We start from the raw sequence: 14,521 nt of genomic DNA on the forward strand, positions 1-14,521 counted from the left end.
CCGAGAGCCACGGAAAGCAGATTCCCCATGAACAACGTCAACGACACCACCAGCGCCGCCGTCCTCGACCGGCTCCGACGCCGCCCCGCACACGAACGGCGCATCCTGTTCACCGGCGCGACCATCGTCACCATGGACCCCGCCCTCGGTGTCCTGCACGACGCCGACCTGCTCGTCGAGGGCGACACCATCACCGCGATCGGTCCGAACATCGACGCCGGCGACGCCGTGGCCGTCGACGCCACCGGCTCCGTCCTCAGCCCCGGTTTCGTCGACACCCACCGGCACGCCTGGGAGGCCCAGTTGCGCCGCATCATGCCGGACGTCGACGACCTCGGCGCCTACGTCGTGTCCACCCTGGCCGGTTACGCCACGGTCTACCGGCCCGAGGACATGTACACCGGCACCAAGCTGGCCGCCCTCACCGCGATCGACGGCGGCATCACGACCATGCTCGACTTCTCCCACAACTCCCGCACCCCCGAGCACTCCGACGCCGCGGTCGAGGCCCTCCGCGACACCGGCATCCGCGGCGTGCACGCCTCCATGGGCCCGCACTTCGGCGACTGGGACAGGCAGTGGCCCGGCGACCTGACCCGCCTCAAGGAGCGGTACTTCGGCAGCGACGACCAGCTGCTGACCCTGCGCCTGGCGACGCTCGCCACCGACGAGATCGCCGGCCCGGCACTCGCCTACGGTCCCGAACTCGCCCGCGTCGCGAAGGACCTGGACATCGGGGTGAGCGTGGACGCGGTCTTCGGCACATCCTCCTCCGAGGCGATCCCGCGCTGGGCCGGACACGGCATCCTCGGCCCCGACGTCACTCTCATCCACGCCACCGGGCTGACCCCCGAAGCGTGGAAGGTCATGGGGGAGACCGGCACCACCGTGGCCCTCGCCCCCACCTCCGACGCCCAGATCGGTCTGGAGACCGCGATCCCCGCCGTCGACGAGGCCCTGTCCGCCGGCATCCGCCCCGGACTGAGTATCGACGTCGAAGTCGCCTTGGTCAGCGACATGTTCACGCAGATGCGCACCCTGCACGCCATCCAGCGGATGCGGGCCGTCAACGCCGCCCACGGCACCGACGGGCAGCCCGCCCGCATCACCACCCACGACGTCCTGGACTTCGCCACCCTCCAGGGTGCCCGTACCAACGGCCTGGAGGGCGTCACCGGCTCGCTCACCCCGGGCAAGAAGGCCGACCTGCTGGTCGTCCGGGCCGAGGACCTCAACAACATGCCGCTCAACGACCCCGTCGGCACCGTCGTGCTGGGCTCCGACGCCCGCAACATCGGCGCCGTCCTCGTCAACGGTGAGGTACGCAAGTGGGACGGCCACGTCCTCGACATCGACCTGCCCGCCCTGCGCCGCGAGGTCCACGCCTCGCGCGAGTACGTGCTGAACACCCCGGCAGCCTGAGCATCCCCCGCCCAGCGCCCCCGGCCGGAGGCGCCACTGCCGCGGGGCGGGGGCGCCGCGGAGGGTCGGGACGGCAGGCGAGCCCCTGCGGCAGGGACACGCGAGCCGCGTCGAACGCGTCGTCGGCGCCTTGACAGCCGCTGCGGCACAACCGGTACCCGCAGGGAGCAGGTACCGGCCCGGCACCGGTGGAGGGCCGGTGTCCCCGTGTGAGGTGGACGCCGGCTATCGGCTCGAGTAGGGCAGCAGGGTCATCTCCCGGGCGTTCTTGATCGCGCGGGCGAGCCGGCGCTGCTGCTGGGCGGTGACGCGGGTGACGCGGCGGCTGCGGATCTTGCCGCGGTCGGAGACGAACTTCCGCAGCAGATCGGTGTCCTTGTAGTCGATGTAGGTGATTCCGGCGGCGTCCAGGGGGTTGGGGCGGGGCCTGACCTGTCCGCGGGGATCGGGGCGGCGGGGCATGGGGTTCCTCGGTTCTCTCGGGTCGGTGCCGGTCCGGCTCAGGCCGGGTCCAGCAGGGGGTCGAAGGCGGCCGGGAGGCGTCTCCAGGCCTCGGGCCCGGCGGCGTACTCGGCGTCGGTGAGCAGGCAGGAGTCGAGCAGGCCCGCCAGGCCCTCACGGTCCAGGCCGGGGGAGGTGAAGACCAGGTGCTGGCAGCGGTCGCCGTGTTCGGGGTGCCAGTCCAACGCGGCGGCCGCCCTGCGGACGGGATCGGCCATCTCCCAGGCGGCGTCGGGCAGGGACGCCAGCCAGGGGCCGGCGCTCTCGACGCAGAGCGCGCCGCCGGCACAGTCCCAGGCCAGCAGGGTGTCGGGGCGGTCGGCGAGCCAGAAGCGGCCGCGGCTGCGGGCAGCGGCGCAGGCGAGGTCTTCGAGGGCCTCGTAGAGACGCTCGGGGTGGAAGGGGCGGTGGCGGCGCCAGACGAGGGTGCCCACCCCGGCCTCCTCCGCGTCCTGGGGCAGCAGGGTGCAGGCGGGGTGCTGCGCGGCGGCGGCCATCGCCACGTCGAAGCCGCCGAAGGCCGCCTCGGCCAGCTCCGGGGAATCGGCGGCCATCCGGCGGGCGGTGGGGTGGAGCTGGGCGAGGAGGGCGTGGTCCTCCTCGTCGGCCTCCGGGTTGTCGACGAGGGCCAGCACCGGCGCGTACTCGATCTGCCGCGCCCAGGTGTCGGCGACGGTGCGCCGGTCGGCGGTGGCCGCGGCGAGGCCGACCTCGGTCAGGTCGTCCCCGTTCGCCAGGCAGGGCAGGACGAGGGCGGGGTCGACGGCGGTGACGACACAGCCGAACTCCAGGGCGCCGTGGCCGTGGGCGGCGATCACCTCGGCCATGCCCTTGGGCTCGACGGAGTCCCACAGCTCGACGACGGCCAGCCGGACCGTGCCGGCGGCGGCCAGCCGCTCCAGCTCCGGGACGAGATTCTCGCGCAGCGCGCAGCATGCGCAGTCGTTGACCAGCGGAGCCTCACCGCGGGACAGTTCGCCCGAGGCGTCGCGCACGGTGAGCGTCACCACGCCTTCGGCGGCGGTGGACAGGTCGTGGTGGAGCGCCACGCTGTCCGACACGGTCCGCAGCAGCCCCTCCACGGTCTGCCGACGGGCGTCGGAGTGCAGTCCGGCGACGACCACCACGGGGAGCGCGCAGCCGGCCGCCATCAGCGCTTCCCGTGCCTTCCGTAGCGGCGCTCGAACCGCTCGACGCGTCCGGCGGTGTCCAGCACCCGCTGGGTGCCGGTGTAGAAGGGGTGACTCGCCGAGGAGATCTCGACATCGACGACGGGATAGGTGGCGCCGTCCTCCCACTCGATGGTCTTGTCGCTGGTCATGGTGGAGCGGGTGAGGAAGGCGAAGCCGGCGCTCCGGTCGCGGAAGACGACGGGGCCGTACGGGGGGTGGATTCCGGGTTTCACAGTGGTGTCCTTCGGGGCCGTGCGGGAGGGGTGGGAGCCGGTGCGGGTCAGCGTTCCTCGCGGAAGTCGACGTGCCGGCGGACGAGGGGGTCGTACTTGCGCAGGACCATGCGGTCGGGGTCGTTGCGGCGGTTCTTGCGGGTGACGTAGGTGTAGCCGGTCCCCGCGGTGGAGCGGAGCTTGACGACCGGGCGGAGTTCACTGCGTGCCATGACCGCTAGTATATGACAATGGTTTCCATTGTCGAAAAGGGAGCCGCTCACCGAGAGGAAGGAACCCCCGTGTCCGCCCACTGCCAGCTCACCGGCGCCGAGCCGGGCTTCGGCAAGAAGATCTCCCACTCCCACCGGCGCACTTCGCGCCGCTTCGACCCCAACATCCAGCGCAAGCGGTACTGGCTGCCCGGCGAGGGCCGCCACGTCCGCCTCACCCTCAGCGCGAAGGGCATCAAGGCCGTCGACGCCATCGGTATCGAGGCCGCCGTCGCCCGCATCCGCGCCCGGGGAGGAAGGGTCTGATGGCCAAGAAGAGCAAGATCGCCAAGAACGACAAGCGCAGGGCGACCGTCGCCCGGTACGCGGCCCGGCGCGCGGAGCTGAAGGAAATCCTCCGCCGCTCCTCCTCCACCGAGGAAGAGCGGGCCGCCGCCCTGGCCGAGCTGCGGCGCCAACCGCGCGACGCCAGTGCCACCCGGGTGCGCAACCGCGACGCCGTGGACGGCCGACCGCGCGGCCACCTGCGCAGGTTCGGACTCTCCCGGGTGCGGATGCGGCAGCAGGCCCACGCAGGCTTCCTTCCCGGGGTCACCAAGTCCTCCTGGTGACAGACCCCTTCGTGGTGGAGCGGCCGCCGCTCCACCACGAAGGGAACGGCCGGTGCGCTCCTCCGGTGCGCCCCGGGCGGCATGGCGCCTCGGTCACCGCGGTGCGGCGCGCTCCGAGCCGGAGGGCGCGCGGAGCGAAGGCGAGAAGGCCGCCGTCACCATGGCGATGAGCGCCGTGGGCACGGCGATGAGCGCTGTGGGGGCTCCAGCGCGGCACGGCGCGGCGAAAGGCCGGCGCCGGCCCGGAAAGCCGGGACGGACCGGTCCCGGCGGTCCGGCCGGCAGGGGCTCCGGTAGGCGACGGAGGAAGAGGACCGGGTCGGTCGGTGCCGTGGCCGCACCACCGCCCGACCCGGAGCCCTCACGCCACCGGCAGCCGCTGCCGGTGGTCGTGGTCGCAGGCGTCGCCGATGCCGTAGGCGTCCCACGCGGGGAACGGATCGTGGAGCGGAGGCGCCTCGCCGTCGGCCGTCAGGCACACGGACAGGGCGGCCCGCGGTTCATCGGCGCGCAAGTCGGTGCCGACGAACACCGGTTCCCGCCCTCGGCCGTCCCCTGTCTCACGAACACCGGAGGGCTCGAAGCGGGCGACGGAGCCGGCCTGGGACCACAGCCCGGCCACATGCGGGTGGGACACCAGGTGGAAGAAGCCCTTGGAGCACAGGGCCCGCCCGAACCTCCCACTGTCGAGCCCCTCGGCCACGAACGACCACGGCCTCTCGGAGTGGAACGGCCTGCCGGAGCGGAAGACGGTGGAGGAGACGCCGTACCCCTCGGTCTCCGGCAGCCGCCCGTACGCCATGCCGTTCTCAGCCCTGGGGGCGCAGCAGACCGCGCTCGTACGCCCTGACCAGGCGCTGCGGCACCAGATGGGGCACCCCGTCCACCGTGATCGGCACCAGCTGCGGGGTGCGGGCCTTCCACTGGGCGCGACGGTGGCGGGTATTGCTGCGGGACATCTTCCGCTTGGGCACGGCCATGACGGTTCTCCTGTTCGTTGGGCGACCCGAACACTATCTGAAAACGACATTCATCCTCAACATCTCCTGTGGTCGCGTTGCCGCCCCGGAAGAGGGCGGTCTGTGAGACTTTGGATGGCTCTGCTGTCACCTGACGATGTGGGGGTGGGGCGGAACCCGTCGGTCCGTAGCCGCCGGCCTGTTGATGTGATCAGGTGAGTGAACGCAAGCCCCACCCGAGCGACTCATCCGACGCCCGGTGGGGGCTGATCGAGCCGGTGATCACCGCACAAAAGGCCGCGCATCCCTCGGTCAGCGGCCGTCAGGGCCGGTACGCGATGCGGGAGGTCGCCAACGCACTGCTCCACCAGGGCCGCACCGGCTGCCGGTCTCGGACAGATTCGTTGCTCTTCAGTGACATGGGCTTGGGAGAGTCTCGGTATGGCAAGAAGGACAAGTCCACAGGTGCGACGCCGGATAGTCGGTGCGGGAATGATGGTGGCTGTGCCGGCGGGTCTAGCCACAGCGTGGTGGTACGGCTACGTGCAGGTGGCGGGCTTGCCGATGGCCGCCCTGTCGCAGACCGGTGAGATCGAGACGGCTAGCCGCAGTGCGAAGGCGGAGGCCGAACGCCGCCTGGAGGAGGTCGTCGACGTCCTTCCGGGCGCACCGCGGCAACTCGGCGCCGCGGCCGTGGACCACTGCCTCCGTCACGTCCCCTTCGAAGGGGAGTCCGCCGGCCCGCTGAGCTGCCAGTGGCGGCTGGAGCGGTATGTCGTCTTCGACGGCGACCCGCGGACGGTTGGTGAGGCATGGGGAAAGGCCCTCGATGGCGACCGGTGGATCGGTTCACGGGCGCCGTTCCCTCCTGATTTCGCGCGCACCTCCGAACGGTACGAGTACCGCTCCCCCCAGACTCACGACCGTCTCGTCGTCACGCTGGTCCAGGACAGTGGCGAGCTTCGCCTCCTGGACACCCCGCCCAGTATCGAGCCTCACGAGGAGTACGGACGAGAACAGCGGGCCTTCACCGGGCGGAAGGCTGCGGAGCAAGCAGTGGCAGAAGGCCGGCGAGTCGCCAGAATCTCGCTGGTGCGCGCCTATTACAGACAGGATGACCACACTCCCTTGGAACCAGTTGCCTGGTGAGAGCGAATAGAGAACAGCCGGCGAACGATCAGCCGTCCCGTCACCGGCAATCGTTCCCCCTGTCGCGAGTGAGGCGTGCTCCGGGAGGGGGCTTCGGTGAGGGCATGAGGTTTCCGGGAGCTGCCGGCGACCGGGGAGGTACGCCGGGCGACGCGATACGCCCCGGCGGGCTGACGGCGCCGAGGATCCTCCATGGCCGTTGAGCGTCGGAGGCGTATGACGAGACGGTGGGGAGCCGGTGCCGTGCGACTGCCGCGCGATCGGGTGTGTCCACACCGGGAGCGCAGGGAGCCCCGTCGAGGCAGGGTGCCACATGGGTCCCCTGCCCCGACGGGGCTCGGTCGGCCGGGCGGCGGTCACCGGCGCCCGGCAGAGGCCGGTGTCGTGCGCGGCGCTCTCCGGCTCAGCCGAAGTTCACGTCGCTGCACCACATGTAGGCCTGGTCGAGGTGCGAGGCCTGCCAGATCACGAACAGGATGTGGTGTCCGCTGTACCCGGAGGTGTTGACGTTGAACCTGATGTCCTGCGCCGGGGCGAAGCGGCCGGTCTGCGTGATGAAGTCGAGGTTGCCCCAGCCCAGGGTCTGGGTCTTGGGGTTGAAGCCCTGCTTGCTCACGTAGACCCTGAAGTAGTCGGCACCGTGGGACGCCTGGTCGTGCAGCTGGACCGTGAAGTTGTTGCTGACGTTGGTCGTCTTCCACTGCCCGGGCTTGTTCAGGCTGGCGTTCCTGGAGAGGTTGTTGCTGCAGAGCGTCCCGTCGGGGGTCCGCGCCTGGAACTGGCCACCGAGGCCGTCGCGGAGCGCGCTCATCCAGTTCCACATGGTGTCAGGGTTGGCCTGGAACGCCTGATAACACATGGGGTCTTCGGTCTGCATGGCCGGGCTCGTGTGGTTGCTGCCCCATGTCTTCCAGCACTGGTACGCGCGGGAGGCGGGGTTGACGATGGTGCCGTGAGCCTGGGCGGGGGCCGTCCAGGTCAGTGCGCCGACAACCACGGCGAACACCATGACGAGCGCCTGGAGAGGCCGGCGGAGGGACAACCGCGAACGCCCGTTTAACGGACTCTGTTTACGCATGTGGGGGGAGATCCTTCCAGTTGCAAGGCTGCAATGGGAGCGCTCCCAACGATACGACTTCCAAGTGAAATGTCAATGAAACATACGAAGTTGATCACAGGGGTGGGTGGCGAGCAGGGAATCTGCCGTGGGCCGGAAGTCAGAACCGTTCCCGGGACCGAAAACGAGGATGCGGCCCGGGCCGGCGTGCGAGGCGACACCGGGGAGGGGCACCCGCGGCACGGCAACGGGACCTGGTCCTGGCGTGAGGGCTGTCCGGTTCCGCACCACGCGAGATCCCAGGCACCGACGGTGCGCTTCCGTACACCCGAGTCGGCCTCGCCGGGCAAAACGCCTGGTGGGAGCTGCGACCGCATGGCGCATCGGGCGGGAAACGCGGCCGATGGCACGCGGCGGGAACGTGCGCACTCCTCCGATCCGAACCGACGGCGCCGGAGGATGGATGCCGTGGCGAGGGAAGCCGCCGGCAACGCGGATCAGTCCCGGTGCGCTCCGACTCACCTGGGCCGCCGCCGCGGCCCCAAATCGCTCGCGGACCAGGCGCCGGAACACTTCCCGGTAGACCGCCAGCCAGGCCATGGAGAAGAGACCTGGCCGATCACGCCCGGGGCCGTTCCACACTTGCCGACACGGCTGTTCCGAACAGGGCTGCCCCGCGGCGAGCGGGCGGCACGGGCTGCGGCTCGGCCGTCGCCAGTTCCCCACCGGCGGTTCCCCCGCCGAGCCCTCCGCCCACACCCGGGCAGTCGCCTTCCGCTCCTCCGACCACCCCAACCATCGACTGCGTCGACCGACTCGTCTTCGCCGAGCCGGGATCGAGCCGGCAGACCTGCCACGGCGCACCGGGAACATGCCCGGCCGAAGAAGCCCGACCATCACTTCCGGAGCGACATCGGCTTACCATGACGCCGCATCAATCCGCGGTCTTGCGGATCCGGGCCGGCCGGGGAGACTACCTTCACGACCGGGTCCGCCCCGTCCCCGGCAGCACCACGCCAAGCAGTTCGGTCCACCGGCACTCCACCGAGATGAGGTCTCATGAACCGAACCCGAGCCACCGTCAGCGCGGTCGCCGTGACCCTGTTCACCGCCGGCCTCGCCGTCGGCCCGGCATCCGCCGCCGCCGCCACCGCCACCGCCGCCGAGGCGAAGGCCCGCGTCGGAGCCGACTGGGCAACTCAGTCGATCGTCTTCACCGCCGCTGCAGGACAGACCAACAACCTCAACGTATTCTCCATGTACACCAGCGACGGGATCCGGCGGATCGGCTTCAGCGACGTGGTCCCGCTCGAACCGGGCAACCACTGTGCGTACTCCAGACCCGAGGACACCACCTCCGTCGTCTGCGAACTGCCCGCCGACAGCCCCCGGCCCGACAGGATCGACGTCTTCCTCGGCGACGGCAACGACACGATCGCCGCCTTCACCCCCGGGATCGGCACCGTCAGCGGCGGCCCCGGTGACGACGAACTGCACGCTCACACCGCACGCACGGTGCTGGGCGACGCGGGGAACGACATGGTCATGGGACCCGCGGCCCTGCACGGCGGCGACGGCACGGACCACCTGATGGGCGACAGCGGCAACCAGCGGATGTGGGGCGGCCGGGGCGACGACATGATCGAGGGTTACGGCGGTGACGACACCGTGTACGCCGGCCCCGGCGACGACCACGCCATGGGCGGGGACGGCCGCGACATCGTCCTCGGCGGCCCCGGCAACGACACACTGGACGGCGAAGGCGGCGACGACCTCGTCTTCGGTGGTGCCGGAAAGGACACCCTCGAAGGCGGACCCGGCCGCAACATCGTCCTCCCGTAACAGGTCACTTCATTCGGCGAGTCGGCGGCAGCCGACGAGCCAGGTGAAGGTCCGCTCGATTCTCCGGTGGTGCAGGCCCAGCCGTTCGGAGGAGTCGACGTCCTCGCGGGCGATGCGAGGGGTGCTGCCGCGGCTGCGGAGCCATCGTCGTAGGTGGGCGTGGTCGTAGCCCTTGTCGCCGTCGGCCGCGGCGGGAGCGGATCGGCGGAATGCCACGCACCAGCGGGACGAGGGCCTGGCTGTCGTGGGTGTCGGCGCCGGGGATGCCCACCGAGAAGGGCAGACCGGACCGGTCGGTGATGGACGGATCTTCGAACCGTACTCGCCTCGATCGACGGGATTCGGGCCGGCCGGCTTTCCCCTTTTCAGCGCCCGCATGGTCACCGAGTCGGCCGCGCGACGGGTCCGGCCCGGCTCGCCGCGGGCGCCGAGTTCGTCCAGGGCCAGGCGGTGGAGCCTGGCTCACAACCGGGGCCGGGTCCACTTGGCGAACCGTCGGTGGGCCGTGGCCCCGGATGGGCCGAAGGACGCCGACGGCGGTTGTTGCCAGGTGCGGCCGGAGGTGGCCACGGAGACGATCGCGGCCGGCACCTCGCGGCCGCCGGGCCGGAGCGGGTGGCGCCACCCGCTGGAACAGCTCCCACAGCTCGTCCGGCGCCAACCGCTCCACGAGCGTCACACCCGCGGACCACCGACCACGCCCAATGAGATGGCCTGTCAGCAGATGCCCAGCTCCCGTAGCACCCGGTGCTGACTCGGTGCCGGCCTCGCCGGGAAGAGGATGTAGCAGATGCCTCCCGTACCGCTCCTGACCCGGCCGTTCGCGTCGTAGCGCTTGGTGCGGAGCCAGATGTTCTCGAACTGGCGGCGCTGGTAGACGCGGCGGACGGCCTCGTTGCTGTCGGCGGCCGGATCGTTGGCGATGACGTCGCCGTCCTTCGTGAAGCCGATGACGGTCATCAGGTGACCGGCGGTGCCGTAGCCGGCGCCGTCGAGCTCGGCCTCCAGGAAGGACTGGGAGGTGATCAGCGGAATGCCCGCGCGGACCAGGCGCTCGGCGTCGGCGAGGGAGTCCAGGCGGGTGACGATGCCCTGCATGTCGTGGTACGTGGCCGCGTAGGCGGTGTTGAACGGCCAGTTGCCGCACCCGGAGTACTGGTAGTCGTAGGTGAAGCGGGCGGCGTGGCAGACCTGGGGGTCGGCGTAGGAGGAGTCGACCCAGGCCAGGTCCTCGGCGCTGGGTTTCCGCCCCCAGTACTCGATGATCATCTGCGAGGAGGTGGGGCTGCACCAGGCCTCGCCGCCGTTGTCGTACTCGGGGTACTGGCCGATGTGGATGTTCTGCGAGTAGCGCGGCACGTTCAGTTCGACGCCGGCCGCCACGCCCGGTTCGGTGGCCGGGACCTCGAAGCGCGCGGGAACGTCGGAGCCCATGGCACCCAGCCGCCAGACGGTCGGGGTGGCGTCGGTGCCGGGGGCGCGGTGGAGGGTGGCGCGCAGCCGGTAGGCGGCCAGGCGCGGACCGGTGTCCGTGTCGTCGATCGCGAAGGTGTCGGTCCAGACGCTGGACTTGCCGTCGCCCTGGTCGTCCACCGAGGTGCGGCGGATGTCCTCGTCGCCGGAGGCCCAGACGCCCAGGGTGTACCAGGGGGTGTCGGTGCCGTCGGTGTAGGTGCCGCGCATCTCGATCCGGATCCAGGTCCCGGCCGGGGTGTGGGCGTTCCAGGAGGCGACGAGTTCGCTCGCGGGCACCGGCAGACGGTGGACGGGCGAGGTCCAGGTGGCGTACTCCCAGGTGGCGGTGCGGTCGGTGTGCGGGTCGGTGTGGTCGACGGTGCCGGCGGGCGCGGCGATCGCGATGCCGGGGCGTCGTCCGGCCGCCACACGGGTGCCCCGTCCGGTGCCGGAGCGCCAGTCGGTGGCGGAGGTCCACGCGTGGTAGTCCACGGTGGATCCGCCCCTTCGGCGCCGGACGTTCCGCGGGGTGGCGGGGGCGGCGACGAGCGGGGAGGCGACGGCCGAGGGAACGACGGCCGCGGTCGCGGCTGTGGCGATGGCGGCGGCGAGTACGGTACGGCGGGTGGCCGCTGTGCTGTCGGTCATGGCGGTAGGTACCCCGGTCCTTCCGTGGGTTCGGTGGACGTGTCGGTCCGCTGGCGGGTGCCGTGTGGCTACGTACGGTGGCGCGACGGATGCACCGCGGAATGTCCACATCTTGCCGCCGTCGGGGGCCCCCTGCCAGTGGCGGGGACCGTGGCACTCGGGAAAACTTTGGTCTCGACCAGTGGTGTCACCTGGGTGGCCGTACGCTGGAGCGGTGATGTCCGGCTCCTTCGACGCGTCTTCGGGGCCGCCGCCCGCGCCTCGCGACCTCGCCGGCCTCGCCCGACTGCTGCGCGGGCTGCCGCCGTCCTGCGGTCCGGTGCGGCTGGTGGGGATCGACGGGCACGCCGGGTCGGGGAAGAGCACCCTGGCCGGCCGGTTGGCGAAGGCGCTCGGCGGGGCTCCGGTGCTCCATCTGGACGACCTGGCCGACCACGACGCGCTCTTCGACTGGGCCGGACGCGTCCTGGACCAGGTGATCGCCCCCTTCTCCCGCGGTGAGCCCGCTCGTCACCGGATCTACGACTGGGAGCACCGGGTGTTCGACAGGGCGCGCACGCTGCCGCCCGCGCCGGTGGTGCTCGTGGAAGGAGTGGGCGCGGGGCGTCGGGCCCTGCGCCCCCATCTGGCGCACCTGCTGTGGACGGACCTGCCGCGCGAGGAGGCCTGGGCGCGCGGGCGGCGTCGGGACGGCCCCCGGCTGGCGGACTTCTGGGACGGCTGGGAGCGCGCGGAGAACCGCCACTTCGCCGCCGACCCCTCACGCCCGCACTGCGACCACTTGGTGCGTCCGTGCCCCGAGGGGTATCTGGTGCTGTCCGGGCCGCGCGGGGCGGACGACGACACCCCGCTCGTTCACCGAGAGTGACGTCCCCTCGGCGAGGCGTTCCCCCCGTCCGTCGGCCGGCGCGCTCCCGCGCGCTTCGGCTTGACCGCCGCCCGGTCCTGGTTCTACGTTCTCCCTGAGCGGTCTGACGGGCCGTTCGTAGTGCGGAGCCCCCGGTTGTTCCCCCGTGATCGGGGGCTTCGTTCTGCCCGGACGCACCCGCCCCGGCCTCACCCTGTGTGATGTCCCGGCTCCTCCCCTCCCCCGCGAGGTCCCTCCGGCCTGCTCCTACGCCGTCTACGACCGAAACCGCGGCGCGGGTACCATGCCAAAGGCCGTGGTCGGCCGGGTTCTTGTCCTGCCGTCCGTGGCAACTCCCGTCCGCAGTACGGCCGTTGGGCACCGCCACCGCCGCCGGGTGACCGCCCGGCACAGACCTCCGGGGGACGTTTCGTGGGTGACGTGATGGGCTACGGCACGCAGGACACCCGGGGCCCGCACGCCCCCGCCGATCTCGCCTGGCTGCGTGGCGTGGACGCGTACACCGTGGGCGGCTACGCACACGCCGAGGAGGAGTTCCGGGCCGCCGTACGGCTCGATCCGGGCATGGCCGACGCCTGGCTGGGCCTGCACGCCCTGCGCGTCGACACCACCACGGCCCTGCTGCGCATGCACGAGCACCGTCACCGCTTCGGCGAGCAGCGCGCCCGGCACGACCGGCCGCTGAACTCCTGGTACTGGCTGGGGTGGTGGGTGCAGCCGGTGCTGGAGACCGAGCGCGACCTGCTGCTGGCGCACGCCTCCCACTGGTTGGACGGCCGCCACGTCGCCGAGTTGGACCGGGCCCTGGCCGAGTGCCCTCCGGTGGAGACCGACCCGCAGGTCCGGTTCCTGCACGCCTGCCGCGCCTACCTCGCCAAGGACTGGGAGCTGCTGGTCCGGCACACCGACCCGCTGGTGGACGACCCGCTGCTGGGCATCGAGGCGAGCCTGTTCGCGGGCATGGCCCGGGTGCGGTTGGAGATGTACGGGCAGGCGGAGCCGCTGCTGGCCGCGGCCCTGATGCGCTGCCGCAGCGAGCAGCCGCAGCGCAAGGAGCTGCGCTACTGGCTGGCGCGGGCCCGGGAGGGCACCGGACGCAGCGCGGCGGCGCTGCCCCTGTACCGGGCGGTGCACCGGGTGGATCCGGCGTTCATGGACACCTCCGCCCGGCTCACCGCCATCGCGGAGGGGGACGGGCTGGACGCCGCGCCGCCGGACGCGGTCGCGTCCGTGACGGTGGGCACCGGTCCGGACGTGCTCGACCCCGCGACCGGCCCCGCGACCGACCCGCCGTCCGGAGCCGGGGGGTTCGGCCCGGTCGGGACGGACGGCGCCGACCCGGCCGTCGAGGACCTGTCCCCCGTCGCCCCGCCGGGGGAGCCGGACGGACCGGCGCCGGTGGAGTCCGACGACCCGCGGCGGCGGGCGGCGGGTTCCCCGGACCACCGGAACGCCGGGGCCTTCCCCACCGGGCCGTCCGACCCGGCGATGCTGGCCGAGGCGATGGAACGCCTGGAGCGCATGGTCGGTCTGGAGCCGGTCAAGCGGCAGGTGCGGGCGCTGTCGGCGCAGCTGCACATGGCGCGGCTCCGCGCCGAGCGGGGGCTGCCCGTCCAGCCGCCCAAACGGCACTTCGTCTTCTCCGGCCCTTCGGGGACGGGGAAGACGACCGTGGCGCGGATCCTGGGGAAGGTCTTCTGCGCGCTGGGGCTGTTGGGCGGAGACCACCTGGTGGAGGCCCAGCGGTCCGATCTGGTGGGCGAGTACCTGGGCCAGACGGCGGTGAAGGCCAACGAGCTGATCGACTCGGCGCTGGGCGGCGTGCTGTTCGTGGACGAGGCGTACAGCCTCTCCAACACCGGCTACTCCAAGGGCGACGCGTACGGCGACGAGGCGCTCCAGGTGCTGCTGAAGCGGGCGGAGGACAACCGGGACCGGCTGGTGGTGATCCTGGCGGGCTATCCGGAGGGCATGGACCGGTTGTTGTCCGCCAATCCGGGGCTGAGCTCCCGCTTCACCACCCGGGTGGACTTCCCCAGCTACCGGCCGCTGGAGTTGACGGCCATCGGGAGGGTGCTGGCGGCCGAGAACGGCGACGTGTGGGACGAGGAGGCCCTGGAGGAGCTGCGCAGCATCAGCGGTCACGTGGTGGACCAGGGGTGGGTCGACGAGTTGGGCAACGGGCGCTTCCTGCGCACGCTGTACGAGAAGTCCTGCGCGTACCGGGACCTGCGGCTGTCGGGCTACCCGGGCACACCGTCCCGCGAGGACCTGTCGACGTTGCGGTTGCCGGACCTGATGCAGGCCTACGGGGAGGTGCTCTCCGGGCGCGGCCCCGAGGGGCCGCGCCACGAGCCTCCGCCCCAGGTCTGACCGACGCGGTGGTCGGGCC

14 protein-coding genes and 2 pseudogenes are annotated in these 14,521 nt (G+C 71.8%); 7 read left to right on the plus strand and 9 right to left on the minus strand.

The annotated features are described in order from the left end of the window. The first annotated feature begins 27 nt into the window (after positions 1–27). Positions 28–1,422, plus strand: coding sequence for an amidohydrolase family protein (locus tag F0L17_RS02985; protein WP_155069849.1), 1,395 nt, complete (start codon positions 28–30; stop codon positions 1,420–1,422). A 225-nt stretch (positions 1,423–1,647) separates the two neighbouring features. On the opposite strand, the gene rpsR is transcribed toward F0L17_RS02985, so the two are convergent. Genes rpsR through rpmG form a run of 4 tightly spaced genes read right to left on the minus strand, consistent with a single transcriptional unit; the run spans position 1,648 to position 3,540 of the window. After that, complete coding sequence (gene rpsR / locus F0L17_RS02990; protein WP_155069852.1) at positions 1,648–1,884, minus strand: 30S ribosomal protein S18; 237 nt, start codon at positions 1,882–1,884, stop codon at positions 1,648–1,650. A 38-nt stretch (positions 1,885–1,922) separates the two neighbouring features. Beyond that, positions 1,923–3,074, minus strand: coding sequence for a CobW family GTP-binding protein (locus F0L17_RS02995; RefSeq protein WP_155069853.1), 1,152 nt, complete (start codon positions 3,072–3,074; stop codon positions 1,923–1,925). Beyond that, positions 3,074–3,328, minus strand: a complete 255-nt coding sequence (locus tag F0L17_RS03000; RefSeq protein ID WP_162465709.1) for a type B 50S ribosomal protein L31 — start codon at positions 3,326–3,328, stop codon at positions 3,074–3,076. The genes F0L17_RS02995 and F0L17_RS03000 overlap by 1 nt, the downstream gene beginning before the upstream one ends. A gap of 47 nt (positions 3,329–3,375) precedes the next feature. Further along, the gene (gene rpmG / locus F0L17_RS03005; RefSeq protein ID WP_155069855.1) at positions 3,376–3,540 is read right to left on the minus strand and encodes a 50S ribosomal protein L33; all 165 of its coding nucleotides are present in this window, start codon (positions 3,538–3,540) and stop codon (positions 3,376–3,378) included. 69 nt (positions 3,541–3,609) lie between these two features. Between rpmG and rpmB the strand changes: the two genes are divergently transcribed. Both rpmB and rpsN read left to right on the plus strand, forming a co-directional pair. Continuing rightward, positions 3,610–3,846: a 50S ribosomal protein L28 gene (gene rpmB / locus F0L17_RS03010; RefSeq protein WP_162465710.1), complete on the plus strand. Its 237-nt coding sequence runs from the start codon at positions 3,610–3,612 to the stop codon at positions 3,844–3,846. Further along, on the plus strand, positions 3,846–4,151 hold the full coding sequence (gene rpsN, locus F0L17_RS03015; RefSeq protein ID WP_155069857.1) for a 30S ribosomal protein S14: 306 nt from the start codon (positions 3,846–3,848) through the stop codon (positions 4,149–4,151). The genes rpmB and rpsN overlap by 1 nt, the downstream gene beginning before the upstream one ends. Positions 4,152–4,512: 361 nt before the next feature. On the opposite strand, the pseudogene F0L17_RS03020 reads toward rpsN, so the two are convergent. Further along, a pseudogene (locus F0L17_RS03020) lies at positions 4,513–4,938 on the minus strand (CobW C-terminal domain-containing protein); the annotation flags it as partial. Positions 4,939–4,960: 22 nt separating this feature from the next. Then, positions 4,961–5,131, minus strand: a complete 171-nt coding sequence (gene rpmF, locus F0L17_RS03025) for a 50S ribosomal protein L32 (protein WP_155069859.1) — start codon at positions 5,129–5,131, stop codon at positions 4,961–4,963. A gap of 471 nt (positions 5,132–5,602) precedes the next feature. Here rpmF and F0L17_RS03035 point away from each other — a divergent pair, with 471 nt between their 5' ends. Beyond that, a complete protein-coding gene (locus F0L17_RS03035; protein ID WP_162465596.1) occupies positions 5,603–6,259 on the plus strand; it encodes a hypothetical protein in 657 nt (218 codons plus the stop codon). A gap of 403 nt (positions 6,260–6,662) precedes the next feature. On the opposite strand, the gene F0L17_RS03040 is transcribed toward F0L17_RS03035, so the two are convergent. Then, positions 6,663–7,337, minus strand: a complete 675-nt coding sequence (locus F0L17_RS03040) for a lytic polysaccharide monooxygenase auxiliary activity family 9 protein (RefSeq protein WP_476691282.1) — start codon at positions 7,335–7,337, stop codon at positions 6,663–6,665. A gap of 1,038 nt (positions 7,338–8,375) precedes the next feature. Between F0L17_RS03040 and F0L17_RS03045 the strand changes: the two genes are divergently transcribed. Next, entirely contained in the window at positions 8,376–9,158 is a 783-nt protein-coding gene (locus tag F0L17_RS03045; RefSeq protein WP_155069861.1) for a calcium-binding protein, read from the plus strand. 18 nt (positions 9,159–9,176) lie between these two features. On the opposite strand, the pseudogene F0L17_RS27370 reads toward F0L17_RS03045, so the two are convergent. Together F0L17_RS27370 and F0L17_RS03060 are read right to left on the minus strand one after the other, a co-directional pair. After that, a pseudogene (locus tag F0L17_RS27370) lies at positions 9,177–9,864 on the minus strand (IS5 family transposase); the annotation flags it as partial. A gap of 11 nt (positions 9,865–9,875) precedes the next feature. Further along, entirely contained in the window at positions 9,876–11,261 is a 1,386-nt protein-coding gene (locus F0L17_RS03060) for a peptidase C39 family protein (RefSeq protein ID WP_155069863.1), read from the minus strand. Positions 11,262–11,478: 217 nt separating this feature from the next. Between F0L17_RS03060 and F0L17_RS03065 the strand changes: the two genes are divergently transcribed. Together F0L17_RS03065 and F0L17_RS03070 are read left to right on the plus strand one after the other, a co-directional pair. Beyond that, positions 11,479–12,129 carry a uridine kinase family protein gene (locus tag F0L17_RS03065; RefSeq protein ID WP_238420015.1) on the plus strand — a complete coding sequence of 217 codons (651 nt, stop codon included), beginning with the start codon at positions 11,479–11,481 and terminating at the stop codon, positions 12,127–12,129. A gap of 423 nt (positions 12,130–12,552) precedes the next feature. Continuing rightward, complete coding sequence (locus F0L17_RS03070) at positions 12,553–14,502, plus strand: AAA family ATPase (protein ID WP_155073073.1); 1,950 nt, start codon at positions 12,553–12,555, stop codon at positions 14,500–14,502. Positions 14,503–14,521 lie beyond the last annotated feature (19 nt).

Origin of the sequence: Streptomyces taklimakanensis (assembly GCF_009709575.1) — a bacterium.
Classification (GTDB): Bacteria; Actinomycetota; Actinomycetes; order Streptomycetales; family Streptomycetaceae; genus Streptomyces; species Streptomyces taklimakanensis.

Bases quoted from the DNA above. Each gene is read 5' to 3' on its own strand.
- F0L17_RS02995 (WP_155069853.1), bottom strand. From the start codon at position 3,074: ATGGCGGCCGGCTGCGCGCTCCCCGTGGTGGTCGTCGCCGGACTGCAC.
- rpmG (WP_155069855.1), bottom strand. From the start codon at position 3,540: ATGGCACGCAGTGAACTCCGCCCGGTCGTCAAGCTCCGCTCCACCGCG.
- F0L17_RS03065 (WP_238420015.1), top strand. From the start codon at position 11,479: ATGTCCGGCTCCTTCGACGCGTCTTCGGGGCCGCCGCCCGCGCCTCGC.
- F0L17_RS02985 (WP_155069849.1), top strand. From the start codon at position 28: ATGAACAACGTCAACGACACCACCAGCGCCGCCGTCCTCGACCGGCTC.
- rpsR (WP_155069852.1), bottom strand. From the start codon at position 1,884: ATGCCCCGCCGCCCCGATCCCCGCGGACAGGTCAGGCCCCGCCCCAAC.
- rpsN (WP_155069857.1), top strand. From the start codon at position 3,846: ATGGCCAAGAAGAGCAAGATCGCCAAGAACGACAAGCGCAGGGCGACC.
- rpmF (WP_155069859.1), bottom strand. From the start codon at position 5,131: ATGGCCGTGCCCAAGCGGAAGATGTCCCGCAGCAATACCCGCCACCGT.
- F0L17_RS03040 (WP_476691282.1), bottom strand. From the start codon at position 7,337: ATGCGTAAACAGAGTCCGTTAAACGGGCGTTCGCGGTTGTCCCTCCGC.
- F0L17_RS03060 (WP_155069863.1), bottom strand. From the start codon at position 11,261: ATGACCGACAGCACAGCGGCCACCCGCCGTACCGTACTCGCCGCCGCC.
- F0L17_RS03070 (WP_155073073.1), top strand. From the start codon at position 12,553: ATGGGCTACGGCACGCAGGACACCCGGGGCCCGCACGCCCCCGCCGAT.
- F0L17_RS03045 (WP_155069861.1), top strand. From the start codon at position 8,376: ATGAACCGAACCCGAGCCACCGTCAGCGCGGTCGCCGTGACCCTGTTC.
- F0L17_RS03035 (WP_162465596.1), top strand. From the start codon at position 5,603: ATGATGGTGGCTGTGCCGGCGGGTCTAGCCACAGCGTGGTGGTACGGC.